Here is a 23,224-nt window from a genome sequence, read left to right as displayed (position 1 = left end):
TAAAAACTGCATTGCTGATAATTTTCTCTTTAAGAAGAGAACGGAGCATGTACCTCTGCAGCCCAGATATATCAATGGGTAACACATTGCTTATGTTTTATTGAAATGTTGTTTTGTTTTATATCAATCTTTGTTTTACTATATAGAAATGAACGATAATAATCGTTTTTCACAGGCTTTTATGAGACATAGACCATGAACAACTTTGATATCATGATCTGCCTTCTTCTTATTGGCTTTATCACATGAATATTTTTCCTTTTCTAAGGTCTGTTGACCTTTAACAAAAGAGCTGTCTACGCAAAATAAAAAAACGCCCGTATAAAAATACAGGCGTTGCCAGAATGGCTGAAAAGGTCGTAAAACCTTAAGCTAGAAAGTAAGAAAGTAGATGAAAAAAATAATTCGGGTCATGGGGTAAATACTCAGGCAATAATACCGGCGACTTCGCGGACCAGCTTAGCTAATTCATCCCATTTTTCATTGTCAATTAAATCACCGGGTACCATCCAGGTCCCACCGCAGGCTAAAACAGATGGCAAAGACAAATAATCTTTCACATTACCCGGGTTTACACCACCTGTCGGCATAAATTTAACTGGATAAACAGCTGCCAATGCTTTCAGCATACCTACCCCACCAGACACTTCTGCCGGGAAAAATTTCAGGGTTCTCAGGCCCATTTCCATTGCCTGTTCTACAAGACTTGGATTACTGACACCCGGCACCATAACGATGTTACGTTGCTGGCAGTATTTCACAGTGGTTGGGTTAAAACCCGGACTGACAATAAAATCAGCACCGGCATCGATGGCTTCATTAACCTGCTCGCAGGTTAAAACCGTTCCTGCACCTATCAACATATCCGGGAAGGCTTCACGCATGCTTTTGATCGCCTGAGCTGCACCTTCGGTCCGAAATGTCACTTCCGCACACGGCAAACCGTTTTCCATCAGAACCTGTGCCAGCTTGACGGCTTTACCTGCATCTTTAATTGCGATAACAGGTACCACTTTAATTTCGGAAAGTTGTTGATTGAGATCTTTCATTTTACGTTCCTTAGATAATAGGTGTCACTTCTCGTGGAATGATTGCACCACGATGCTGAATAACGGTACCAGCCACTTTGTGCCCGGCCAACGCAGACTCTTTTTCGTCTCCGCCTAAAATTCGTTTGGCAAGATAACCGGCGCTAAAAGAGTCTCCGGCGGCAGTGGTATCAACAACCGCATCGACTTTGACCGCTGCAACTGAGTATTGATTCTCTTGAGTTACAACAAAGCACGCTTCTGCTCCGCGTTTTACCACGATTTCTTTTACGCCGAAGTTTTTCGTACGGCTGATTGCTTCATCTTCGTGTTTATCACCCCATAGCATAACTTCATCATCAAAAGTCAAAAACGCAATATCGGTGATACTGAGAATTTCAGAATAAAAATCACGGGCTTCTGTTGTACTCGCCCAGAGTTTTGGACGAAAATTGTTATCAAAGGCAATTTTCACACCTTTTTGACGACACATCGTCAGTAACTCAATCAACATTTGTCTGCAATCTTCAGAAATAATGGCAAGGCTGATCCCACTAAGATAAATCATCTGATGCTGACACAAGGCTTTTACAAGAGATAACAATGCACAGTCTCTCAGCCAATATTTAGCCGCGGCATCATTACGCCAGTAAAAGAAGCTACGTTCGCCATCATCTGCAGTTTCAATTGCGTAAACACCAGGCAATTTATCCTCAGAAAGATAAACCATTTCTGTATTGATACCTTCTTCCTGCCATGCCGCCAGCATTTCACGGCTAAACGGATCACGCCCTAAGCCGGTTACGTAAGATGTTTCAATACCCTGTTTTCTGGTTAAACGGGACAAATACACAGCCGTATTTAGTGTATCGCCACCAAATCCTTGCTGTAGTACACCGTTATTTTTTTTTAGTTCCACCATACATTCACCGATAATGGCAACACGGCTAACTGGATTCATGGGGATCTCCTCAGTATTCGTTGTTGTTATTATTACAATAACAACAACATTTAACAATAAAAATAAAACAACGGTTCATTTATTTTGTGACTTAGATCTACCCAACACATTCCTGACAACATTTTTGTAACCAATCTGCTAATAATTCAGGCCACATAGCAACAGGAAGTCCTTCGGTTCCCTGTATTCCGAATCCATGACCGCCCTTTTCAAACAAATGCATTTCTGCAGCAATGCCATACTCTCTTAGCGCTTGCCAGAATACTATGCTGTTCTCAGCTACTACTGATTCATCATCGCTGGCATGCAAAATAAAACACGGTGCTACCGATACACTGACCTGTTTTTCTAAAGAAAAAAGCGTAATATCTTCATCATTTTCCAATGAACCGAGCAATTCTGTTTTTGACCCCACATGAGCAATCGTGCTGTCCATACTAATCACGGGATACATAAGTGCACAAAAATCAGGCCTGGTTTCCAGACTGTCGGCTCTGTCCTGTGCCGGATACAGATTTTTGGCATATTGTAACGCTAAACTTGCCGCTACATGCCCTCCGGCAGAAAATCCCAAAACACCAACATGAGATAAATAGTGGGCGGCAGGCAAATAACGAATCAGACGTATCGCCCTCTGAGCGTCAGCCAACGGCGTTAATGGCCCTAAATAATGTCCTTCGTTCGGCATCCGGTATGTCATCACAAATACTGTAAATCCGGCCTTATTTAAAACTCGGGCCGTATCGGTTCCTTCCCGGTCAACCGCCACTCGCTGATAACCACCTCCGGGCAACAAAAGAATTCCGATACCATTCGGATGTTCAGGCTTAAATACAACAATCTCCGGGCGGGTAATATTAAGAACTGCCCGGTCAGGTCTTTCAGGATCAGAACTTCTTTCCTGATAACACTGCTGCATTTCAGGCATGGCGTCCGGTTCCGGCCACAAAGGAATAACAAGCTGATCAGGAAACCAGGTTCTCATCGAAATAATCGGTTCAGTAGACATGTTCTCTCTTCTCAGATAATCAGATATAACAAGGCATAAAAAAAGCCAGCTCAATGGCTGGCTTGAACTTACTTCCCGATAAAAGAGTGCTGTTTAGTCTAGTAAAGACTTCACATACTCAGCAATCTCCGGCACCTGACAGTGCGCAAAGAAACATTCTTGGAAACGAGTACTACCAACTGCAGTTTTCACTAATTCCTGATCAATTGACCGCAACCCTTCCAGTACATCTTTTGAAACAGCAGCTTTCACACCATTAAGAATAGAGGCATTACGTTTTTGTGGTTCAGCACGCTCAACCGGATAACCTTCTCCACGAGGACCTGTAAATGCTTTCTCAAAGATGTAACGAACGTTCAATTCACCAGCCCAACCAAAACCTTTTGCAAAAGCCAGCGCCAGCGCGTTACCATTGTTAATCTGGTTAAACAAGAAAGCATCAGAAGGTTCCAGGCAATAACCACAGACCACGCCCGGATGCATGTTACATGACATCATCGCGCCCTGACCGGTTCCACAACCTGTTACTACGAAATCCACTGCTTTTGAATTTAGTAGAATACTGGCCATGATCCCCAAATGGATGTAAGTAAGGTGATGGTCATTTTCATCTACCATTCCAAGGTTGAAGACATCGTGTCCAAGACCACCTGCTACAGATTTTAATTCTCCAGCCACCATCGCGTTTTTCGCTGCCTGGCTGTTTTCCATCATTAGTGCAATTTTCATGTATTACTCCTGCGGGACCAACCCGCATTCCAATTTCAATTCTTAAACAAAATCTTTGCGCATAGGGGTGAATGTATCAATAAGAACACCCGCTTCTAAACAAACGCAGCCATGCTCAATGTTTGGCTCTTTGTATAGTGTGTCACCGGTTCTGACAACTTTCGTTTCACCACCGATAGTAAATTCAAATGCTCCTGACAACACGTAAGTCAATTGCTCATGAGGATGTGAGTGCATCGCGCCGATAGCACCTTTTTCAAAGTGAACTTCCACTGACATGATATTATCGCTATATGCCAGTACTTTGCGTGAAACGCCTTCTCCCAGATCTTCCATTGGAATGTCATTGTTAAATACGAACATAGTTCACCTAATAACCTGATTGTTTAATCATAGACTTCATTTGCTGACGATATAAACGGTATATTGTCAGTAAGTTCATTGCAATCAACGTCATTTCCAGTAGTGTTCCTCCAATCGACCCCACCAGAATGTTGTTGGTTAACCAGCACGATGCGCCCAGAAGAAAACCAATGCGCATCACAATACCAGATAAGCAAAACACCGAGTATGTACCAATTGCCGTTCCGACAACCGACCACATATCCCACCAATGTTCTGCCATCCAATAACCACTAACCAGGCTAATTGCAATAAAGAACACCGCAACTTTTTTTGACGAAATAAATATTGCTGTGGTCGTTCTTAAGGCCGACAGTAACGCGCTGAGCGCAGATACCATCGAACCGAGCAATAAAAAATGGAGAAGGTGAGTAAGATTAAAAATCAACATTAAGATTTTTAAGCGCTTATCATTTTTCTGGTAGAAGACCGACAATCCCAAACCAAAACTAATGAACCCTACGAACTGCGCTAATATTGCGTTATCCACACAACCACCTTCTCTCTAACGGACTAGCGTGCCAGCCAACCGCCATCAACTGCAATGGTATAACCACTAATATAATCGGCTGCTTTTGAAGCCAGGAATACACAAGGACCGGCAAGATCTTCAGGCGTTCCCCAACGGGCTGCTGGAATACGATCTAAAATTTCCTTACTACGCTGCTCATCTGCACGTAATGCCGCTGTATTATTCGTTGCCATGTATCCAGGTGCGATTGCATTTACATTAATACCGTGACTTGCCCATTCATTTGCCATCAAACGGGTTACGCCCATTACACCACTCTTAGAAGCAGTGTATGACGGAACACGAATGCCTCCCTGGAAAGAAAGCATAGAAGCTACGTTGATGATTTTACCGCCTTCGCCCTGAGCAATGAACTGTTTTGCGACAGCCTGAGACATAAAGAACACAGACTTAATATTGATGTTCATTACGTCATCCCAGTCTTGCTCAGAAAATTCGATAGCATCATTACGACGAATAATACCGGCATTATTAACCAAAATATCAATACGACCAAATTCAGTAACAGCACGATCAACAATTGTTGGAATATCGTCCAGCTTCATCAGATTGGCACGAATATCAATAAATTTTCGACCTTCAGCTTTTATTTTTTCAATGGTGTCTGTTGGCTCAACAATGTTAACACCAACAATGTCACAGCCTGCTTTTGCAAGACCAAGCGCCATACCTTGACCAAGACCGGTGTCACAACCTGTAACGATGGCCACTTTTCCTTCTAGGTTAAATGAATCAAGAAACATATCGCTTTCCTCAGTGTAGTAGGTAATGTCGAGACCCGACAATTCGTCGTTGCCTCACGTTGTATGTCCTATCTTTACTCAAAAAAAAAACGTTTGCAAATAATTTTTGAAAAGCTGTTTTAAAAAAATTGACTGGGATCGTGTTTTTTTGATCTTTATGAGTGCGTGGTTTCAAATTTTTGAAAAGGTATTTTAAAAATACTGGTTCTTAAGAAATTCAGCGATATAATAAAGAAAACTAAGAATTGAAGGGATAAAAATGGAAAAATCGACTCCGCCTGAAGCAGTTTCATCAGTACTAAAAGTATTTCATATTCTTCAGGCCCTTGGTGAACAAAAAGCCATCGGTGTCTCAGAACTGTCACAACGCCTTATGATGTCCAAAGCAACAACTTACCGTTTTCTGCAGACGATGAAGTCTTTAGGATATGTTTCTCAGGAAGGTGAAGCAGATAAATACTCTCTGACACTTAAAATGTTCGAGCTAGGGGCAAAGTCATTAGAATATGTCGATCTGATTGAATTGGCAGATAAAGAAATGCGCTACATATCAGAACAGACTAACGAAGCTCTGCATTTGGGAGCTTTGGATGAAAATGCCATCATTTATATTCACAAAATTGACTCCGGCTACAACCTTCGTATGCAGTCCCGTATAGGCCGCCGTAATCCTTTGTACAGCACAGCCATTGGTAAAATGCTGCTCTCTGAACGTGATGAAAGCTTTATCCGGGACGTTTTAAGCGATGTTGAATTCATCAAACACACAAAGAAAACACTGGAAAATACCGATCAGGTATTAATCGAGCTGGCAAAAGTACGTGATTTACATTATGCAGAAGATAACGAAGAACAAGAACCTGGTCTTCGTTGTATTGCAGCACCGATCTATGATCGGTTTGGTCAAATTATAGCAGGGCTATCCATCTCATTTCCGACTATTCGCTTTGATGAAAAACGCATGGAATATTACGTCCGATTAATGCATCAGGCCGGCAAAAATATTTCTGAACAACTGGGCTACCATAGCTACCCGGCGTAAACAGAAGAAACAAAAGGCAGCGAAGAGCTGCTTTTTTTGCCACTTTATTAAATATTGAAACACCGGTTCATTATAGAGGTTAGCCATGGGCACATCCGTCACTCCAAATATCTATGACTTTTTAATCAAAATAGACCCTTTTGATAAATTGCCAGACTCCGTGGTTGAAAGCATCGCTAACTCTGTCAAAGTAAAATACCTTGTTAAAGGTGAAACCATTGGTTTTAGTGCCTTATGTGACCATCGCTTTCTGTATATCATCCGGACAGGCGCAATTGAGCAAAGAACACCTAATGGAGACCTGAGAGCCCGGCTGGGACAGGATGACCAGTTTGGGTTTACCTTTTTAGAACCACTGGATAATTCTGAAGACGGCTATCAGGCCGAGGCTATTGAGGATTCTCTCCTCTACCTGATTCCTCATGAAGAGCTTAAACTAGTCAGTGAAGCCCATCCGGAATTTGCGGACTACTTTGCCGCTAAAGCCAACATCCGACTGAGTTCTGCCGTCAAATACGTATGCCGGAAGGAAGAAAAAGGCCTGTTCTTCCGCACCGTTGGGGAAATTGCCAGCGAAAACATCACTATCGTCGAAGAAAGCCAGTCGATCCGAAGTGTCGCTCAGGCAATGTGCGGTAAAAAACGCAGCTCCTGTGCGGTCGTAATGAAAGACGGTGATATTGTCGGTCTGGTCACTGACCGTGACATGACCCGCTCGGTCGTTGCTGCCGATATCAACACCGGAGAGTCTATCTCAAATGTGATGACCCCAAACCCGGTGCTGATTGAGGAAGATGCAAAAGTCATTCAAGCCATTTCTCTTATGCTGCAGTACAACATTCGCTGCTTACCTGTAGTCCATGGCGATCAGGTCAAAGGACTTCTGACCACGACTCATCTTGTTCATAATCACCGTACTCAGTCTCTGTTCCTGATTGAAAAAATTAAATATGCCAGCTCTATTAATGCTCTGGCAGCATTAAAAGAAGAACGGCAGACGATTTTTCAGGCATTAGTCGAAAGCGGTGTCAGCGCTGAAATCCAGGGCCGAGTCATGTCAATGATCATGGATGCCTTTACCCGACGTCTAATACAGTTAAATGAAGAATTACTTGGCCCGCCACCCTGTGACTATGCCTGGCTGGTGGCTGGTTCCCATGCCAGAAATGAAGTGCACATGTTATCCGATCAGGACAGTGCAATAGTACTTTCCGATGATACAACGGAAGAGCACAAACTGTATTTTACTCACCTGTCTATGCGGGTATGTAACGGATTAGCCGCCTGTGGTTACCCATTGTGTGACGGGAAATACATGGCAGCGTCGCCCAAATGGTGTCAACCAATCCATCGCTGGAAAGAATACTATCAGAAGTGGATTGCCAGCCCGGAATATAACAAACTGTTAAGCATCAGTGTGTTTCTTGAAGTCCGGGCCATCCACGGAAACCGGGAGTTCGTCGATCAGATTCAGCAGCATCTGCATGAATGTATTCAGAAAAGCCGAAATTTTATCCCAGCTCTGGTTCGGGATGCGATCGACACTCAGCCCCCATTGGGCATTTTCAATAATCTGGTTCTGGAAAAAGGCGGACAAAACAGCAACACGCTAAATATAAAAAAATACGCATTAAATCTGATCATTGATTTAGCACGTATTTTCAGTCTGTCTGCCGGCGGATCGCTGACCGGAACTGAAGAACGTTTCCGTTATGCGGCAGAGCACGGCACCTTATCAAAAGACAGCGCTGAAAATATCATAGGTGCATACCGTTTTATTACTCAGGTACGGTTTCGTCACCAATTGAATGCGATTCTCTCCGGTTCGACCCCGGACAATCACATTGCTCCCGATAATTTCAGCAGTTTCGAACGGAAGCACCTAAAAGAAGCATTTAAAATCATCAGCGAACTACAAGACGTCGCGAAGCTGAAATTCGTAAAAGGGGCATAACTATGTTTTCGCATTGGTTTAAACAATGGCACCACCAGCGGACTCCGGAGCAAAAGCGACAAGCGATAAACGTTAATAGCTCATGGCCAGCCCCTCTGAAGCACTATTTAGAACAACCTTTTATAGATTGCGAAACACCAGTGAACGAATTAAGTTTCGTCGCACTGGATTTTGAGACCACAGGCGTAGACGCCCATACCGATAAAATCTTATCCATAGGTATGGTGGATTTGACTCTGGAGAGGGTTGATCTCGCCAGCTCAGAAGAATGGTACATATGCCATGGAGAATACATCAAACCAGAATCGGCACAAATAAATGGACTGACTCCTCAGGATCTCGCGCAGGGAATGACGTTAACAGAAGGAATGAACCGGCTTCTGGAAAGAATTACCGGTAAAGTCGTGCTTGCTCATGGGTGTTGTATTGAAAAAGCATTTATTCAGGCCTACTTTTCTAACCAGTATCAGATTGAAGATCTTCCTGCGTATTTTATTGATACATTACGGATAGAGCAGCAGTTTAGCTATGCCGGGAAAAGTGGCGCACACAGCAGTTATCAGCTGGATGATCTCCGTCACTACTATCAGCTTCCCGGTTATCTGTCACATTCTGCCGCCAGTGATGCACTGGCCTGTGCTGAGTTATTTCTGGTGCAAAGTAAAAAACTCAAAAACCTGCCAGATGCACATCTTCATCAACTGATGCAATAGAGTAGTTATCACCGGCACGTTAACCTACCCCCTCTCACTTTGCTCATGGCCGGTTTTTCCGGCTCATGAGCAACAGTGAACAAATTACGCCACCAGCTCAATACAATTGCCTTCCGGATCCAAAAGAACACTTTCGTAATAACCATCACCGGTCCGGCGCGGACCATTTACTATCTCAATGCCATCAGACCGGAATGCCATTGTCATAGCATCTACCTGTTCAACCGACCCAACCGAAAAGGCGATATGCGCCAGTCCGGTAAATAATTTGCCGACCTCTGCCTGAAAAACGTCGATAGAATCCATCTTCATCAATTCAATTCTGGCACCTTCCGGCAACGTCAGGAAGTAAGAAGAGAATCCTTTCTTTTGATTGACATATTTATCATTGCTGGATGCATTGAAATATTTTTCATAAAAACATTTCATGTTTTCCAGATCCTGACACCAGATTGCAACATGTTCGATTTTCATCTACGCCCCTCACAATTATTTCCTATCCAGACATTTTTCAAAAAAGAATTATGAGCAAAGATAAGGCGACAAAAAACAGAACACTTTTTATTTTTCAGTTCCTTATTTTGCACAGCCCCGGTAATACCTGACAACAAACCACATATCCACGGGCAAAGAAAAAATGATACTGAGATCTTCGTTCTATAATTAAAGAACGACTAATAACCTTGCGGATAGATTTGAATGTACGGGTAGATAAAATCTACCTTTTCGCCCATAGCAAAATTCAGATAATGTGCCGTTGATGTGATTAGCTCAAATCCATTAGTCTAACCCCCCCCCATCAACAGAGAGAGGGTAATCGATGCCAGATACGAACATAGGACAGATATTACAAGCCTTTCATAGCATTGAATCAAAAATTCAGGAACAAAATGTCTCTCTGAAAATGCTCTCTGCGAAAGTTGAAGCACTTGAAAATCAAAATAAGCAGTTAGTTCAGTTAATTCATCAGCTTCGTTCGCCTTCAGCAAGTCAGCCGGACCAGCGCCAGTTACAATTTCAGAATACAGTGACACAAAGTCTTAGGGCAATTGAAGATAAATCCAAAAAAACACTCGAGCTGGTGAAAACAAACAGTGAAACCAAAAAACGGGCCTGGCCATAAACCTAAGGAGCATATTATTTACTTAGAGATTCATACCAATATCAAAACTTAATTGCTCAATAGAATAAAAACAAAATTTACAATTTTTTATTATAAAAATAATCTTTTACCAACTGAGCAAATAAATAGCTAGACTTAGTGTTATCCTGTTCTCTGTATGCTATCGATAACTCTAGTTTTTTCAGTTGAGGAAACCCCTCTTTTTCACCAAGAATTCTGAAGTTATTGTTAACTGTACTTGCCAGTATTGCAGAAACACAACGACCAGATGCTAAGGAGGCTAAAACACCTGCATAACTTGTACTGCAAAAGTGTATCGTGAAATCAATTCTTTTCTGATTTAATGCTTCAAGGGCCACTTCTCTGTCTCCACATCCTTCAGAGAAAAGAGCCAGCGGCACAGGTCGATTCTTATAAACTTCGGATGTTTTAGAGCACACTCATCGCAAAGGCTCGATGTGCAGTACCTCGTGAGAAATATGGTTAGGACAATTCTGAGTTAAAACAAGATCAATCCTTCCCTGTTCGTACAGAGACCATATATCCTTGCTATATCCGCACTGAACTTCAATTTCAATTTGAGGATACAAATCAGCACACACCTCTAATAATTCCATAAAAAAACAGCTTGCATAAGTATCAGATGTACCAATTTTTAAACGGCCGTTTGGTTGCTCACCCTTTAATTCATAAATAGCTTTATCGTTAATATTAAGAATTTGTACCGCATAACTGAGTAATAACTCACCCTTTAAAGTAAGTTCCACTTTTGACGTTGTTCTCGTAAGCAATTTTTCACCAACTTGCGCTTCAAGTTTTTGGATCTGCTGGCTAATTGCCGACTGAACTCTATTCAAACGTTTTGATGCCTTTGAGAAGCTTTTCAATTCGGCAACTGTAATAAAAGTTCTTAATTGAGAAGTATCTAAATTCATATATCTCACTTTCTGATAAATATTATCTTCATTATTAATTTAAATGATAAGCATATCTATGATACCAATATCAAAACAACATGTTCAAAAGGAGAAACTAACTAATGATGAGTTTAGAAAAGATTGCGCCACTACTTTTCTTATTTATGTGGAGCAGCGGAGCTTTTTTCGTGAAAACAGGATTAGAATTTTCATCGGTATGGTCATTTCTTGCATTAAGATCTTTAGGTTCTTTCTGTCTGGTATTAAGTATTTTATTCTTTTCTGATATCAGAACTAATTTAAAACACTCACTAAGTCGTAATGATATTCTTATGTTGTGTCTGAATGGTCTTCTGTTTCAGGTTCTCTATCAGTCCTTTTATTTCCTATCAATACATTATGCACTTGCAATAGGCTTAGTAGCATTAATTTTAGGTATACAACCGCTGATAACACCTTTATTTAGCAGAGAAAAAATAACCATTAAGGCGTTGATTCTCTTAGTTATTGCATTTGTCGGATTGTTTATTTCTTTATTTGGCTCCAAGGATTTTAGTAGTTTTAACTGGACCGGATTACTTTTTGCTTTTTTAGCCGTTCTGTCCATAACTCTGGGCTCGACTTACCAGAAAAAAATCGACGTGCATCCCGCCATTTCAGCATTAGTGCAAAATGCTTTTGCTTCTATCATCTTTCTCATTATTTCCCTCTGTAATGGTTGGCATGTCGAATGAAACCTTACATTTATTGTATCTGTTCTATGGATGATAATCATTGTTTCAACAGGAGCATTACTGCTACTTTTTTATATGATATCTAAAGGCTCTGTAAATAAAGTAAGCAGCCTGTTCTATTTCATTCCTGCTGTCACAATGTTGTTTGACTATATTATTTTTCAGACTCCAATGCCTTTACTCACTATTTTTGGTTCTTTTATAATCATTATTTCCGTAATGACTTATACAAGAACTCAATAACAACAAGTAAATAGGGTGACTTATGCCTCTGTTAAAAAGCACAATACACTTAACTAACGTCTCCCTTCTTTAACAAAGCCATGCGCCCATAGCGGAGCCATTGGAGCGCCGGGTAATAACTTCGTTATCACATGACGACTGTCTTTCATTGTCATAAAACGGGATATAATGTCATTCTGCTGAGGTACATACAGTTTCCTTGTCTTCATCGGCAAATAGAACGGTAAAACCTGAGCCGTTTCCTCTTTCGAATCCGTCAGTTCAGAATGCAACACCAGAATCATCCCGCCCGGATTTAATATCTCCCACATATTCAGAATCAGTGCAGGTAAATCTCTGATAAAGTGGAAAACAGAAGAGCACAAAATGAAATCATAGTGACCGGGAATCACATCATGATTTATGTCTCCAGAGATAAATTCAAACCGGTCATAACATAACGAGTTACAAAGATTTTCCTTAGCGACATTCACGGTTGCCGGAAAATCAAATAATGTCGTCCGGGTCTGTGGAAAATAATCAGCAAGAGACTTCAGCAGAAATCCCGCCCCACCGCCAATATCAAGACAACTCTCAGGTTCACTTCTGAACGGTAATTCCGGTAGCAGTTCTGTTAAAACATGCGACGACACATTTTTCTGCTCCTGCTTAATCTGCTTCTCAGCGGCCGCTGCCCATCCCTCCTGAACACTGGTCTGCGTCTGTTTTGCAGGGTTATAAATAAGTCCCTTTAAACCCAATTCCAGTGACGACACAGAAAGGCTAAGTGTACGATACCGGAAACGAAGCGAATCAATACAGCACTCATCAGAGGAGTGGCATAGATGTTTTTCTGCCAGTTCAGAACGTTTGTACATAAATCCACGGCTATCAATTTTTTTCCGATCCAGACAATTCATACTCCACAACAGTGTTAACCATGGTTCGACCATACCGGCATCAAAAGCCATTTTGACGGCAATAACCGCCACTGACTGATAATCATAAAGAAAATCAAACAATTTCTTTTCAAGCGCAATATCCAGCGATTTTGCTTTGATCCCTGCTCCGTACAAATCCCAATATTGCTGTAGTGGATGTCTTTCTGCACTCATCGTGTATTACCTGCCTGGTTATTTAAGCTCATAGGTGTACACTAGCAACAATTAATAATCATTCTCATTTAATTTGATATGAATTTCATACTTTTTCGTATGAATTATGGTGGCTGTGGTGACATAGCCTGAAAGGATATAAGGTTACATGATGAACATGAATCAGACGCAATCAGACAGGCTCCCGTTTCTTTCTCATTGGACAAAACAAACTATTCCAATGGAAGACGGAAATGGTTTTCACGAAACGTTGTCCATTGATGATAATATTCAGATCGTGTATTCCGATTTTTTCACTCAATCAAAAACCAGCCAGGCTTCCCATCAGGAACACGACTCCACCCGTTTCTGTATGACCTATACGCTAAAAGGCGCATCCGGGTTCCACCCCAAACAGCTAAATCCCGATTTACAATTCACCTGTGGTGAACGCCATTCCTGCCTATTTCAAACCAGCGAAGGAATCAGGATTTTTCGGGAAAACCAACGGACAGTCCAATATCGTATTGTCATTTCCAAACCAGCTTACCGGCATTATGGATTAGATTTTTTATCATCTGTTCAGGGAAATGGCATTTATCATATTCGGCAGGCTCCCATATCGGCAGCAGCCAATGCCTTTTTAACCCGGCTCAATACTCTTAGAGTCTGCAACCATCTGGAAAAACCACTGGAAAGGAAAATCATTGTGTGCAATTTAGTCAGTGATTTTCTGAGCGAAACGATGAATCAGAGAGCTGATAATAAAAAAAGGACACCTTCTGAAGAAAATGCCATTGCAGAATCCGTCAGTTTTATCGAGAATCATTACGATCAATCCATTTCAGTTGCTTTTTTAGCCCAAAGAAGCGGCATCACAGAAAATCGTTTCAGAAAGCTCTTTCAGGAAATAGTGCACTCATCTCCATACCAGTTTTTACTGGCAACCAGAATGGAAGCTGCCCGTCAGTTACTTTATGAAGGAATAAGCGTCAATCAGGTTGCTTACAAAACAGGATACGATTACCCATCCAACTTTTCCTATATGTACAAACGGTATTTTGGTTTTCCGCCTAAGATATCAAAGGGGAAATAAGACAGATAAAGAAAAGCCTTCTAACTCAAGCGTTGCATGTCTGATTATTAGACATGCTGACCGAAGGATTGATATAAACAAAAATTAACAACTGTTCCTAAGCGCCCTGTCAGGGTCACAATAATAAAAATAGTAAACACTGAAGCACACAATAATGAATGCTGATTTTATAGCGTGAAGCTTTACTGACCGCCTAACTTACAACAAACTGATAATATTACTTTTTCTCTCTTTTCCTGTGGGCTGCAACTTTCATTCTATTCCCACATAACGCCATACTACACCAGCGTCGGCGATGCGACTTTGTTGTATCCAAAAACATTAAAGTACAATCATGAGCTTCACATTGCCTAACATACTTAAGCTCCGAACTGCAAAGCAGTTGCACCAACGCTGCCACAACAGGATAAAGTAAACTATCCACCTCATCACTTCTGCGATATTGAGTAAAAATATATTGTTTCTGCTTCTCATCCCACTCCAATTTTTGCTCAGGCCATCCAAAATTCAAAATTTCGTTCACTAAATTTAAATCATCTGGCTGATTTTCACTCGCAGATCGAACAATTTTTCTTGCACAATTTCTTAGTCCCTTTGCTTTTTGTACTAATCCGGTCGGAATTTTTATCAACGATTCTGCTGGTAATTGATCGGCTTGTTTTAGCCATACAACAACACTTTCATCATCGGTAAAACAATCACAATAACCACTCCCCGAACCATAAGATGTATTAATAAAATCTAAAGCCAAATTATTTGCCAGAAAGAGAGCCGAGGTAGAACCGTTTAAATTCATAACTAAGTAACCCTTAAATATCATGTTGACAGGTTACATTAAAAATATGTAACCTTCAAATATACATTTTACTAGTTACAAGGGAATCTTCATGAACAATAACTCTGATATATTTCAAACCCACTATCGTTACGAGCAGGTAGATAATATAAGAATCTTCTATCGCGAAGCCGGAGATATAGCTAATCCTTGTGTATTGCTTCTGCATGGATTTGCCGCATCTTCTTACATGTACCGAGATTTGATCCCCGCATTAGCAAAAAGTTTCTATGTTATTGCTCCCGATTTACCTTCATTTGGATTCACAGAATCACCAGCCCGGGAAGACTATTCTTATACTTTTGAAAATATTACTCAGACAATAAACAAATTTACTGAACAATTAACCATTCAACGCTATGCCATTGTCGTACACGACTACGGAGCACCTGTAGGATGGCGTCTCGCTATGGCACATCCCGAACGAATCAGTGCCATTATTTCGCAAAATGGAAACGCCTATGAGGAAGGACTTGCTGATGGCTGGGCTGCTATAAAAAAATATTGGGATAATCCTTCCCCCGAAAATCGCGCAACACTCAACGACTTCCCAACAGCTCGAGAAGTTAAATCGCAATATCTGTCCGGTGTAAAAGACTGTAGTTTGGTTTCTCCAGACAGCTACACCCTCGAATGTTTACATGTTTCTCGTCCGGGAAATGCAGATATTCAACTAGATTTGGTTCTTGACTACGCTTCGAATGTAGAAAATTACCCTAACTTTCAAGCCTACTTTCGCGATAGGCAACCACCGTTACTTGCCGTATGGGGAAAAAATGATCCCTACTTTTTACCTGATGGTGCAAAAGCGTGGCTACGAGATATTCCAAATGCAGACATCCGTTTCTATGACACCGGACATTTTGCACTGGAAACTCACGGACAAGAAATTATTCCTGTGATTTACTCATTTTTAAATAACAACCTCAATAATAGATAAATGGCACATATAACCCAGGCAACCGGAAGATGCGGTGTTCAGATGGATCAAAACTATACTATGTAGTACACCTTGAGTGTCCTCCATAGATTAAAACCATCCTTTTTAGAAAAAAAATCGATAAAAATGCCGAATAATGAGATTTTTATCACAAATAAATTAAGTTACTACATAGTATCTTAATGCCAGATTTCTATTGGAGAGATATATGCCTTATTTGTTGTTAGTACTTGCCGCTATGTTTTGGGGAGGAAATTATGTAATTGGTCATGTATTAGTTTCTCAGGCAGATCCTATTATTATGACTGAAGCCCGTTGGTTACTGACAGCATTACTTCTGAGTTGTTTGTATTACAAACAACTCTTTACGAATTTGCACAAGATCAAACGCGCCTTTATACCCATATTTTTCCTCTCATTATGTGGTCAGGTATTCTTCCCTCTCACCCTTTACATTGGATTACAGACAACAACGTCTTTAAATGCTGCCATTTATATGTCTGCTACACCGGGAATAGTCTTAATCATCAATGGTATTGTTTTCCGGGATAAGATCACTTTGAATAATATTTGTGGCGTCATCTTAAGTACTTTTGGTGTTTTCTTTTTGGTTATGAAGGGAAATATAACGGATACCAGTGTATTTCATAATATTAATACCGGGGACTTATGGGCAATGGGTTCAGCCCTGAGCTGGGCAATTTATTGCTCTTTTTTACGCCTAAAAGACAAAACTATTCCGGGTAACGCCTTCGTGACAACCAGCTCACTCCTTGGAGCAATCATGCTAATCCCTATAGTCTGGTACCACGTATCTGCTAAACAGGCTGTTGACTTGTCGTCTTATACAGACAAAGAATTTCTGACAGGCTTGCTGTATCTGGTACTTTTCCCATCCTGGTTATCTTATGTGTTTTGGAATAAAGGCATCGGTGAAATAGGCGCGACAAGAGGAGAAATATACACTCACATCATTCCTCTATCTGGCGGAGTATTCAGTATTCTATTTTTAGACGTGAATCTGAAAACCTACCACATCATCAGTGCTCTGCTCATAGGTACGGGAATATGGTTCTGCTCCAGCAAGCGAAAGAAAAAAGCTAATCTAGTTGCCCCCCCTCTGCATAAATAATGTTTTTTGCAGCTTGCCAGGCAACAAGGACTGGCGGATATTCTTTGTTCGCAGGTGTATCTCTGTTTGACCCCTGTGCAATGATGGCGCCATCAATCAACATTAAGATCATCAATGATGTTCTTTCAGCGGCTTCCGGCTTAAGTGTTTCAGATAGAATTCTTCTGAACACTTTCAGCATCTCAGTTCTGAACTGAGCATTCAGACTCTTAATGTGGTTATTGGTATTACCAGCTTCAAATAAGGCCCGGCTGAACAAGCATCCATTAAAATTCTCACTATTAAACCACTCTTCGTAGTACTGAAAAATGGTAAACAATTTATTTCTTACGCCAGATTCAGACTGTTCGATATCAGTTACCGCTTCAACAAACTGCGTGCGCTTCTGGCTCAATACACTCTCGATGAGCGCATTTTTATCTTTGAAATAGCGATAAAACGTCATTTTTGAAACACTAGCTTCTTCGCAGATTCTATCAATACTCGGACCGTTATAACCGCATTGGGTAAAAAGCCTGATTGAAGAGTCAACAATTTCATTCTGTTTTGTATTTGTCACGATATGAACGACCAATCCCGGAACTCATTGTCTGCATTATACAATTTTGATGCTTCAAAAAAAATTATCGTAGGTTATTCACTGAGTATAGACAGGAGAGTAAATCACTCTCCTGTCTAAAATTGGTAAGTAAAGGATTAGTTTTCTGCGATTTGCTGTGTTGCAGATGGTTTTGATTTCATTTTAATCCAGATAACAATGATCCCAAGCACTACTATTGGCACAATAGGATCAATAACTGTACCGCCTCTGCCAAAAATCAGATTCAAAAGTAACACGATACTAGAACCAATGGCCCAGGCTATCGTTGAACTCACTGTCCAAATTTTTAGCTGATCCGGTAAATCAGAAATCCCTAAAGTACGACTAATAATATGAAAGTAAGAGTCATTTAAGTGAGAAAAACCAACCGGTCCCACTGCACATGCCAACGCGACAAAGACAGGATCCAAGCCCAGAGATTCGACTAAAGGCAGGCTCATCGTTGCGGCTACCATCATAGATGCTGTTGCAGACCCCTGAATCAACCGAAGCATTGATGAGATAGCTAAAGGAACCAGTAATGCGGGAATACCACTACTAGCAATCGCTTCAGCAGCAACCGGACCTGCACCTGATGCTTTTAGTACCGCCCCCATCGCACCACCACAACCTGTCACGACAAGAATTAATCCTGTACTTGATAACGCATCATCCATAGAGCCAATCATATCTTTACGATCGATATGCGTGGTAAGTCCATACAGCGCAATGATGACACCGATACCAACTGCAACGACTGGGTTACCAAGTAAACTGATCACCGTGTGGAATGTAGAGTCTCCTTTGTTAATAAGAGTGTTTGCCAAAATCAGGGCAATTGGAATAAAAATGGGGCCAAAGGAGATAAAGTTACCCGGTAATTTAGAGTCATCCACTTCTTCTATTTTCTCTAAGTTTGCCCAGTCAGCTTCAGACGTGATCCAGCCGTCATCGCTTGGTACGCGATAGTATTCTTTACCTACTTTGCGAATATAAATAATCGACAGCAACATCATCGGAATGGAAACAGCGAGCCCCCACACCATATACACACCCAAATCAACGCCTAGAATACCAGCAACGGCAATAGGGCCAGGTGTCGGCGGAACCAATGCATGAGTAATCAGAAGACCAAGAGCTAAAGTAACTCCTAGCCCTACGGCAGAACGTCCGGTATTTCTGGAAATCGCTCTGACCAGTGAGTGTAAGATGATGTACGCAGAGTCACAAAATACTGGAATAGCGACGATAACCCCAGTCAGACCCAACGCGATATCTTCTCGGCCTTTTCCACATATTTTTACGAATGTTTTCGCCATCCTAACTGCGGCTCCGGAGCGTTCGAAACAAGCCCCCATCATTACACCAAAGGCAATGATCAGGCCTATTCCGCCAAGTACTCCCCCGAATCCGGATTTAATCGCACTAACTAATGCATCTGGTACCATTCCGGCAAATAAACCCATGATCAAACATGCTACGATCATGGCTAAAGCTACCGGAATCCGAGTTTTGATGATCATGATCATCATAGTGACAATGCCTATCACTATACCAATGATTGCCCCATCCATAATTTTACCCTTTTGTCACGTTATTGAATTAGATTTATCATTAACTAATTGATTTTTTTATTTTTATTAGTTACGCAATTTAAACCAGGCCAGTCCCTCCTCTGTGGTTGCCCTTGGGTTATATTCACAACCGATCCAATCGTCATAACCGGCTGAATCAAGAACATCAAAGATATGGTTAAAATTCAGTTCACCTTCATCTGGCTCATGCCTGTCTGGCACGGAAGCAATTTGAACATGCCCGATATAAGGAGCAAGATCTTTAATTAACACTGATAAATCCCCATCCATGATTTGAGCGTGATAAACATCAAACTGTAACCCGACATTTTTACGTTCAACCCGGCGAATCAGTTCAACAGCTTCTCGTTGATGAGAAATAAAATAATTCGGTACGTCCCGGCTATTCAGAGGTTCCAGTACAACCTTAATGCCGTGTTTTGAAAACTCGTCAGCCGCATAACGAATATTGTTGATAAAGGTTTCTTCGTGTTGCTCCCGGGTATATTGGGGATTCACGATACCAGCCATCACATGCACTTTTTTGCATTTCATGGCGACAGCATAAGGAATAGCCTGTTCAATACAGTCTTTGAAACGTTTTTCTTCTCCCGGAAGAGCAGCAAACCCTTTTTCACCACCGACCCAATCCCCCGGATATAAATTAAACAGAGTCTGTTCAAGATTATATTTCTCAATATATTGCGCTAATTGTTCCGGTTCATAATCATATGGAAATAAAAATTCAACCGCTTTAAATCCTGCCTGTGCCGCTTTCTCAAATCGTTCTAAAAACTCGACTTCCGTAAACATCATTGTTAAATTTGCAGCGAACTTAGCCATTATTTACCCACCTCTTTTAATTCGTTAACTTGCGCATCAGTCAAATAATTCACCTCATGCTCCATTAGTAAAAAATACAATTTTGCTGTTTCTTCAAGTTCTTCCGCGTTATCGACCGCATCTTCAAAGTTACTTCCGGTAATCACCGGTCCATGATTGGCAAGGAGAAAAGCCCTGAAATCTTTCGCTCGTTTACTGAGCTCCTCAGCGATTTGAGGTGAACCCGGCTTGATATACGGGATCACGGGTAACTGTCCGATACGCATTACGTAATATGGAGTAAAAGCTTTGATCGCATTGTCAGTATCGAGATTTTTCAGACACGACAACGCCGTAAGATAAGTGGAGTGTAAATGCACAATCGCATTACAATCCGGATTCTGTTTGTATATGGCCAAATGAAACTGCACTTCTTTTGATGGTTTATCTCCGGCAAGAAGATTTCCTTCGATATCAATGACCGAAAGCGTTTCTTCTTTTAATCTTCCAAAACAAGAACCTGTTGGGGTAGCAAGATAATTGCCATCGGGCAATTTCAATGACAAATTACCCGCACCTCCGGTTGAATAACCACGTTCAAACATCGAGCGAGCCAGAGATACCATCTGTTTTCTTAACTCATGTTCAGTCATAACCAAAAGTCCTGTGCTTTTTTGAAAAATTGCTCATCACCGAAATTTCCTGATTTCAGAGCAAGAGAAATAGAACCATCAATAGATTTAACCCATGGAACACCTGGAGCAATTTGTGGACCGATATAGAAACCATTGACTCCAAGACCTTTTGTGACTGCTCCCGATGTTTCTCCTCCGGCAACAATGAAGTTTTTAATACCGATATCACTCAAACGCTCTGCCAATCGTTGAAAAAAGGTTTCAACAGCCTCACTGGATTCTTTCATGCCATATCGGTCTTGAATCCGTTTCAGCTCTTCCGGCTGGGCAGTTGCGTACACAATTGGTGCCAGAGGTGTCGAATCAAGATTACCTTTCACCCATTCAGTGACAATTTCGACATAATCAGAATTATCCAGACAATCAACAATATTAAGTTCGTATGATGGAACTAATTGTTTATAGACCCCAACCTGCTTATTAGTCATCACAGAACACGAACCAGACAGAACGATGGTAGGAGCATTTTCCGGATAACCCATCAGACTCGCTGAAGCGAAATCTTGAGTTCCGGAAGCATAATGACTCGCTATTCCCGGAGCCAAACCAGAACCACCTGTCAGTAATTTAAGACTCCGCGTGGCCTGACTGATGGTCTGTAAATGTTCAACCGTAAATGCATCAGTTACCGCGTATCGGTTACCCTGATTTTTTAGTTCTTCAATCTTTTCAACAACAGACTGAGGTCCATTTTCAATAGTTTGGTAGTCAATCAATCCACATTTTCCGGCTGACTGTCTTTCCATCAACTTGATCAAATTTGACTCTGTCATCGGGTTGATTGGGTGTTTGCTCATTCCGGAGTCACTGAGTATTTCCTGAAACACAAACAGATAACCATTAAATACCGTGCGACCATTAACCGGAAGAGCAGGACAAACCACCGTAAAATCTTCATCAAGTTCATCCAGTAGAGCATCCGTTACCGGGCCTATATTTCCCCGTTCAGTGCTGTCGAAGGTAGAACAATATTTAAAGTAAAACTGTTCACACCCCTGCTTTTTCAGCCAGCGTAATGCAGAAACAGATTCTGAAACTGCCAGTGCCGAATCACAAGATCTGGATTTGAGGCTAACCACGACACAATCTACCGAATGTTTGGCGTCAATCTCTGTAGGAACTTTTGTTAACTGAATACAGCTTAAACCACTGTCGACCAGAAAACCTGCAATATCGGTCGCTCCGGTAAAGTCATCCGCTATCACACCAAGTTTGACACTCATTTGTCACCCCCTGGGAGCTCGATACCAGAAAAGATTTTGATAACTGCACTGTCATCTTCTTTTCCAAGACCCATATTGCTCGCATTAACGAACATACTTAGTGCCGGATTAGCCAGATAAAGCGGAAATTTCAGATCCTTAGCTGTATCCGAGACCAATCCTAAATCTTTAACAAAGATGTCGACCATCGATTTAGGCGAATAATCACCATCCAGTACATGCTGCATTCGGTTTTCAAACATCCATGAATTACCTGCTGCATTCGTAACAACATCGTACATAGTATCCAGAGGGATATTTGCCCGTGCAGCCAGCGCCATCGCTTCTGCAGCGGCTGCAATATGTACCCCGGCTAATAACTGATGAACAATTTTAACGGTTGAACCCTGACCAATGTCCTGACCAATTTTATACACCTTCCCTGCTACCGCTCCTAAAACTGGGGCCAGATTTTCAAACGCTTTTTCACTACCGGACGCCATCACCGTCATTTCCCCGGCAGCGGCTTTCACCGCGCCACCGGAGACCGGGGCATCCAGCATGATAAGATTCTTTTCTTTTAGCTTCACTTCGATGTCTTTTGCATCTGTCGCTGAAATGGTAGAGGAAACCATAACTGTTGTGCCTGTTGACAAATTTTCACAGAGTCCACTGGTAAACAAAATATGTTTAACCTGAGAAGCGTTGACAACCAAGAGCAAGACAGTATCAATGACACTGGCAAAATCACTTGCGTTTGTGGAAACAGCCTCGGCACCAAACGCTTTCAGTTCATTTAGCAACTCTGTATTTATATCTACACCGTAAGTTGTCAGACCAGCCTTCACACATGACTTAGCAGCCCCCATTCCCATAGACCCCAGGCCAATCACCATTACGCCTTTATTATTTTCGTTATTCATATTTTTCTCATACCTTTCATTCATGATTTACACCTTATAGTGTGATTATATGTTACGCATTATCACTAATCTAACGCTCACGTCACATAAATTCACAAAAATAAACAAAAATTGTGAATTTATGTGCATCTTAATGCCAACCAACAACATCTGAGTCAAATTCATTAATTATTAATTCACAATTTTTCACACAAGATAGATAATAAGAATAAAGATTCCGAT

Annotated in this window: 27 protein-coding genes; 9 read left to right on the top strand and 18 right to left on the bottom strand. The window is 41.3% G+C overall.

The window, feature by feature from the left end:
• Nucleotides 1-425 precede the first annotated feature (425 nt).
• From LRQ06_RS13005 to kduD, 7 genes are all read right to left on the bottom strand, one after another.
• Nucleotides 426-1,049, bottom strand: a complete 624-nt coding sequence (locus LRQ06_RS13005) for a bifunctional 4-hydroxy-2-oxoglutarate aldolase/2-dehydro-3-deoxy-phosphogluconate aldolase (RefSeq protein WP_232766965.1) — start codon at nucleotides 1,047-1,049, stop codon at nucleotides 426-428.
• Between the two features lie 10 nt (nucleotides 1,050-1,059).
• Nucleotides 1,060-1,989 carry a 2-dehydro-3-deoxygluconokinase gene (kdgK, locus tag LRQ06_RS13000; protein ID WP_232766963.1) on the bottom strand — a complete coding sequence of 310 codons (930 nt, stop codon included), beginning with the start codon at nucleotides 1,987-1,989 and terminating at the stop codon, nucleotides 1,060-1,062.
• Between the two features lie 97 nt (nucleotides 1,990-2,086).
• Entirely contained in the window at nucleotides 2,087-2,998 is a 912-nt protein-coding gene (locus LRQ06_RS12995) for an alpha/beta hydrolase (protein ID WP_232766962.1), read from the bottom strand.
• A 93-nt stretch (nucleotides 2,999-3,091) separates the two neighbouring features.
• Nucleotides 3,092-3,727, bottom strand: a complete 636-nt coding sequence (locus LRQ06_RS12990; RefSeq protein WP_232766961.1) for an RpiB/LacA/LacB family sugar-phosphate isomerase — start codon at nucleotides 3,725-3,727, stop codon at nucleotides 3,092-3,094.
• Between the two features lie 42 nt (nucleotides 3,728-3,769).
• Nucleotides 3,770-4,090: a cupin domain-containing protein gene (locus tag LRQ06_RS12985; RefSeq protein WP_232766953.1), complete on the bottom strand. Its 321-nt coding sequence runs from the start codon at nucleotides 4,088-4,090 to the stop codon at nucleotides 3,770-3,772.
• Between the two features lie 7 nt (nucleotides 4,091-4,097).
• Nucleotides 4,098-4,619, bottom strand: coding sequence for a YgjV family protein (locus LRQ06_RS12980; RefSeq protein WP_232766952.1), 522 nt, complete (start codon nucleotides 4,617-4,619; stop codon nucleotides 4,098-4,100).
• 23 nt (nucleotides 4,620-4,642) lie between these two features.
• Nucleotides 4,643-5,404, bottom strand: coding sequence for a 2-dehydro-3-deoxy-D-gluconate 5-dehydrogenase KduD (gene kduD, locus LRQ06_RS12975; RefSeq protein ID WP_232766950.1), 762 nt, complete (start codon nucleotides 5,402-5,404; stop codon nucleotides 4,643-4,645).
• Nucleotides 5,405-5,663: 259 nt separating this feature from the next.
• On the opposite strand from kduD, the gene kdgR reads away from it, so the two are divergent.
• From kdgR to LRQ06_RS12960, 3 genes are all read left to right on the top strand, one after another.
• Nucleotides 5,664-6,446 carry a DNA-binding transcriptional regulator KdgR gene (kdgR, locus tag LRQ06_RS12970; RefSeq protein ID WP_232766948.1) on the top strand — a complete coding sequence of 261 codons (783 nt, stop codon included), beginning with the start codon at nucleotides 5,664-5,666 and terminating at the stop codon, nucleotides 6,444-6,446.
• Between the two features lie 85 nt (nucleotides 6,447-6,531).
• Complete coding sequence (locus LRQ06_RS12965; protein ID WP_232766947.1) at nucleotides 6,532-8,400, top strand: DUF294 nucleotidyltransferase-like domain-containing protein; 1,869 nt, start codon at nucleotides 6,532-6,534, stop codon at nucleotides 8,398-8,400.
• 2 nt (nucleotides 8,401-8,402) lie between these two features.
• Nucleotides 8,403-9,113, top strand: a complete 711-nt coding sequence (locus LRQ06_RS12960; RefSeq protein WP_232766945.1) for a 3'-5' exonuclease — start codon at nucleotides 8,403-8,405, stop codon at nucleotides 9,111-9,113.
• A gap of 84 nt (nucleotides 9,114-9,197) precedes the next feature.
• On the opposite strand, the gene LRQ06_RS12955 is transcribed toward LRQ06_RS12960, so the two are convergent.
• On the bottom strand, nucleotides 9,198-9,587 hold the full coding sequence (locus LRQ06_RS12955; RefSeq protein WP_232766943.1) for a VOC family protein: 390 nt from the start codon (nucleotides 9,585-9,587) through the stop codon (nucleotides 9,198-9,200).
• 346 nt (nucleotides 9,588-9,933) lie between these two features.
• On the opposite strand from LRQ06_RS12955, the gene LRQ06_RS12950 reads away from it, so the two are divergent.
• A complete protein-coding gene (locus tag LRQ06_RS12950) occupies nucleotides 9,934-10,236 on the top strand; it encodes a hypothetical protein (RefSeq protein WP_232766941.1) in 303 nt (100 codons plus the stop codon).
• A gap of 77 nt (nucleotides 10,237-10,313) precedes the next feature.
• Here LRQ06_RS12950 and LRQ06_RS12945 read toward each other — a convergent pair whose 3' ends face one another.
• Nucleotides 10,314-10,637: a type 2 periplasmic-binding domain-containing protein gene (locus LRQ06_RS12945; protein WP_232766940.1), complete on the bottom strand. Its 324-nt coding sequence runs from the start codon at nucleotides 10,635-10,637 to the stop codon at nucleotides 10,314-10,316.
• A gap of 39 nt (nucleotides 10,638-10,676) precedes the next feature.
• Nucleotides 10,677-11,171, bottom strand: a complete 495-nt coding sequence (locus tag LRQ06_RS12940) for a LysR family transcriptional regulator (RefSeq protein WP_232766938.1) — start codon at nucleotides 11,169-11,171, stop codon at nucleotides 10,677-10,679.
• Between the two features lie 104 nt (nucleotides 11,172-11,275).
• Between LRQ06_RS12940 and LRQ06_RS12935 the strand changes: the two genes are divergently transcribed.
• Both LRQ06_RS12935 and LRQ06_RS12930 read left to right on the top strand, forming a co-directional pair.
• Entirely contained in the window at nucleotides 11,276-11,887 is a 612-nt protein-coding gene (locus tag LRQ06_RS12935; protein ID WP_232766936.1) for a DMT family transporter, read from the top strand.
• A 30-nt stretch (nucleotides 11,888-11,917) separates the two neighbouring features.
• On the top strand, nucleotides 11,918-12,130 hold the full coding sequence (locus LRQ06_RS12930) for an EamA family transporter (RefSeq protein ID WP_232766934.1): 213 nt from the start codon (nucleotides 11,918-11,920) through the stop codon (nucleotides 12,128-12,130).
• Between the two features lie 53 nt (nucleotides 12,131-12,183).
• Here the strand turns inward: LRQ06_RS12930 and LRQ06_RS12925 are convergent, their stop codons facing one another.
• Nucleotides 12,184-13,224, bottom strand: a complete 1,041-nt coding sequence (locus LRQ06_RS12925) for a class I SAM-dependent methyltransferase (RefSeq protein ID WP_232766933.1) — start codon at nucleotides 13,222-13,224, stop codon at nucleotides 12,184-12,186.
• A 148-nt stretch (nucleotides 13,225-13,372) separates the two neighbouring features.
• Between LRQ06_RS12925 and LRQ06_RS12920 the strand changes: the two genes are divergently transcribed.
• A complete protein-coding gene (locus LRQ06_RS12920) occupies nucleotides 13,373-14,299 on the top strand; it encodes a helix-turn-helix domain-containing protein (RefSeq protein ID WP_232766932.1) in 927 nt (308 codons plus the stop codon).
• A gap of 217 nt (nucleotides 14,300-14,516) precedes the next feature.
• On the opposite strand, the gene LRQ06_RS12915 is transcribed toward LRQ06_RS12920, so the two are convergent.
• Nucleotides 14,517-15,095 (bottom strand): CGNR zinc finger domain-containing protein, encoded by a 579-nt coding sequence (locus tag LRQ06_RS12915; protein WP_232766931.1) that lies wholly within the window; start codon nucleotides 15,093-15,095, stop codon nucleotides 14,517-14,519.
• A 91-nt stretch (nucleotides 15,096-15,186) separates the two neighbouring features.
• On the opposite strand from LRQ06_RS12915, the gene LRQ06_RS12910 reads away from it, so the two are divergent.
• Both LRQ06_RS12910 and LRQ06_RS12905 read left to right on the top strand, forming a co-directional pair.
• Nucleotides 15,187-16,074, top strand: coding sequence for an alpha/beta fold hydrolase (locus LRQ06_RS12910; RefSeq protein WP_232766928.1), 888 nt, complete (start codon nucleotides 15,187-15,189; stop codon nucleotides 16,072-16,074).
• Nucleotides 16,075-16,282: 208 nt separating this feature from the next.
• Nucleotides 16,283-17,206 (top strand): DMT family transporter, encoded by a 924-nt coding sequence (locus LRQ06_RS12905; protein WP_232766927.1) that lies wholly within the window; start codon nucleotides 16,283-16,285, stop codon nucleotides 17,204-17,206.
• Here the strand turns inward: LRQ06_RS12905 and LRQ06_RS12900 are convergent.
• The 6 genes from LRQ06_RS12900 to ltnD form a co-directional block, all read right to left on the bottom strand.
• Nucleotides 17,175-17,765 carry a TetR/AcrR family transcriptional regulator gene (locus LRQ06_RS12900; protein ID WP_232766925.1) on the bottom strand — a complete coding sequence of 197 codons (591 nt, stop codon included), beginning with the start codon at nucleotides 17,763-17,765 and terminating at the stop codon, nucleotides 17,175-17,177. The two genes, LRQ06_RS12905 and LRQ06_RS12900, sit on opposite strands and share 32 nt — an antisense overlap.
• A gap of 137 nt (nucleotides 17,766-17,902) precedes the next feature.
• A complete protein-coding gene (locus tag LRQ06_RS12895) occupies nucleotides 17,903-19,360 on the bottom strand; it encodes a GntP family permease (protein WP_232766924.1) in 1,458 nt (485 codons plus the stop codon).
• 66 nt (nucleotides 19,361-19,426) lie between these two features.
• Complete coding sequence (otnI, locus tag LRQ06_RS12890) at nucleotides 19,427-20,203, bottom strand: 2-oxo-tetronate isomerase (protein WP_232766922.1); 777 nt, start codon at nucleotides 20,201-20,203, stop codon at nucleotides 19,427-19,429.
• Complete coding sequence (gene otnC / locus LRQ06_RS12885; RefSeq protein ID WP_232766920.1) at nucleotides 20,203-20,835, bottom strand: 3-oxo-tetronate 4-phosphate decarboxylase; 633 nt, start codon at nucleotides 20,833-20,835, stop codon at nucleotides 20,203-20,205. The genes otnI and otnC overlap by 1 nt, the downstream gene beginning before the upstream one ends.
• A complete protein-coding gene (gene otnK, locus LRQ06_RS12880; RefSeq protein ID WP_232766919.1) occupies nucleotides 20,832-22,100 on the bottom strand; it encodes a 3-oxo-tetronate kinase in 1,269 nt (422 codons plus the stop codon). Before otnK ends, otnC begins: the two co-directional genes overlap by 4 nt.
• Nucleotides 22,097-23,026, bottom strand: coding sequence for an L-threonate dehydrogenase (gene ltnD / locus LRQ06_RS12875; RefSeq protein WP_373054798.1), 930 nt, complete (start codon nucleotides 23,024-23,026; stop codon nucleotides 22,097-22,099). The genes otnK and ltnD overlap by 4 nt, the downstream gene beginning before the upstream one ends.
• Between the last annotated feature and the right edge of the window lie 198 nt (nucleotides 23,027-23,224).

Origin of the sequence: Vibrio salinus (assembly GCF_021272385.1) — a bacterium.
GTDB classification, from domain to species: domain Bacteria; phylum Pseudomonadota; class Gammaproteobacteria; order Enterobacterales; family Vibrionaceae; genus Vibrio; species Vibrio salinus.
This window is presented reverse-complemented; position numbering and strand designations above follow the sequence as displayed.

Excerpts from the sequence above, each read along its gene's own strand:
- LRQ06_RS13005 (WP_232766965.1), bottom strand. The coding sequence starts at position 1,049 with ATGAAAGATCTCAATCAACAACTTTCCGAAATTAAAGTGGTACCTGTT.
- kdgK (WP_232766963.1), bottom strand. The coding sequence starts at position 1,989 with ATGAATCCAGTTAGCCGTGTTGCCATTATCGGTGAATGTATGGTGGAA.
- LRQ06_RS12995 (WP_232766962.1), bottom strand. The coding sequence starts at position 2,998 with ATGTCTACTGAACCGATTATTTCGATGAGAACCTGGTTTCCTGATCAG.
- LRQ06_RS12990 (WP_232766961.1), bottom strand. The coding sequence starts at position 3,727 with ATGAAAATTGCACTAATGATGGAAAACAGCCAGGCAGCGAAAAACGCG.
- LRQ06_RS12985 (WP_232766953.1), bottom strand. The coding sequence starts at position 4,090 with ATGTTCGTATTTAACAATGACATTCCAATGGAAGATCTGGGAGAAGGC.
- kduD (WP_232766950.1), bottom strand. The coding sequence starts at position 5,404 with ATGTTTCTTGATTCATTTAACCTAGAAGGAAAAGTGGCCATCGTTACA.
- kdgR (WP_232766948.1), top strand. The coding sequence starts at position 5,664 with ATGGAAAAATCGACTCCGCCTGAAGCAGTTTCATCAGTACTAAAAGTA.
- LRQ06_RS12965 (WP_232766947.1), top strand. The coding sequence starts at position 6,532 with ATGGGCACATCCGTCACTCCAAATATCTATGACTTTTTAATCAAAATA.
- LRQ06_RS12960 (WP_232766945.1), top strand. The coding sequence starts at position 8,403 with ATGTTTTCGCATTGGTTTAAACAATGGCACCACCAGCGGACTCCGGAG.
- LRQ06_RS12955 (WP_232766943.1), bottom strand. The coding sequence starts at position 9,587 with ATGAAAATCGAACATGTTGCAATCTGGTGTCAGGATCTGGAAAACATG.
- LRQ06_RS12950 (WP_232766941.1), top strand. The coding sequence starts at position 9,934 with ATGCCAGATACGAACATAGGACAGATATTACAAGCCTTTCATAGCATT.
- LRQ06_RS12940 (WP_232766938.1), bottom strand. The coding sequence starts at position 11,171 with ATGAATTTAGATACTTCTCAATTAAGAACTTTTATTACAGTTGCCGAA.
- LRQ06_RS12935 (WP_232766936.1), top strand. The coding sequence starts at position 11,276 with ATGATGAGTTTAGAAAAGATTGCGCCACTACTTTTCTTATTTATGTGG.
- LRQ06_RS12930 (WP_232766934.1), top strand. The coding sequence starts at position 11,918 with ATGATAATCATTGTTTCAACAGGAGCATTACTGCTACTTTTTTATATG.
- LRQ06_RS12925 (WP_232766933.1), bottom strand. The coding sequence starts at position 13,224 with ATGAGTGCAGAAAGACATCCACTACAGCAATATTGGGATTTGTACGGA.
- LRQ06_RS12920 (WP_232766932.1), top strand. The coding sequence starts at position 13,373 with ATGATGAACATGAATCAGACGCAATCAGACAGGCTCCCGTTTCTTTCT.
- LRQ06_RS12915 (WP_232766931.1), bottom strand. The coding sequence starts at position 15,095 with ATGAATTTAAACGGTTCTACCTCGGCTCTCTTTCTGGCAAATAATTTG.
- LRQ06_RS12910 (WP_232766928.1), top strand. The coding sequence starts at position 15,187 with ATGAACAATAACTCTGATATATTTCAAACCCACTATCGTTACGAGCAG.
- LRQ06_RS12905 (WP_232766927.1), top strand. The coding sequence starts at position 16,283 with ATGCCTTATTTGTTGTTAGTACTTGCCGCTATGTTTTGGGGAGGAAAT.
- LRQ06_RS12895 (WP_232766924.1), bottom strand. The coding sequence starts at position 19,360 with ATGGATGGGGCAATCATTGGTATAGTGATAGGCATTGTCACTATGATG.
- otnI (WP_232766922.1), bottom strand. The coding sequence starts at position 20,203 with ATGGCTAAGTTCGCTGCAAATTTAACAATGATGTTTACGGAAGTCGAG.
- otnC (WP_232766920.1), bottom strand. The coding sequence starts at position 20,835 with ATGACTGAACATGAGTTAAGAAAACAGATGGTATCTCTGGCTCGCTCG.
- otnK (WP_232766919.1), bottom strand. The coding sequence starts at position 22,100 with ATGAGTGTCAAACTTGGTGTGATAGCGGATGACTTTACCGGAGCGACC.
- ltnD (WP_373054798.1), bottom strand. The coding sequence starts at position 23,026 with ATGAATGAAAGGTATGAGAAAAATATGAATAACGAAAATAATAAAGGC.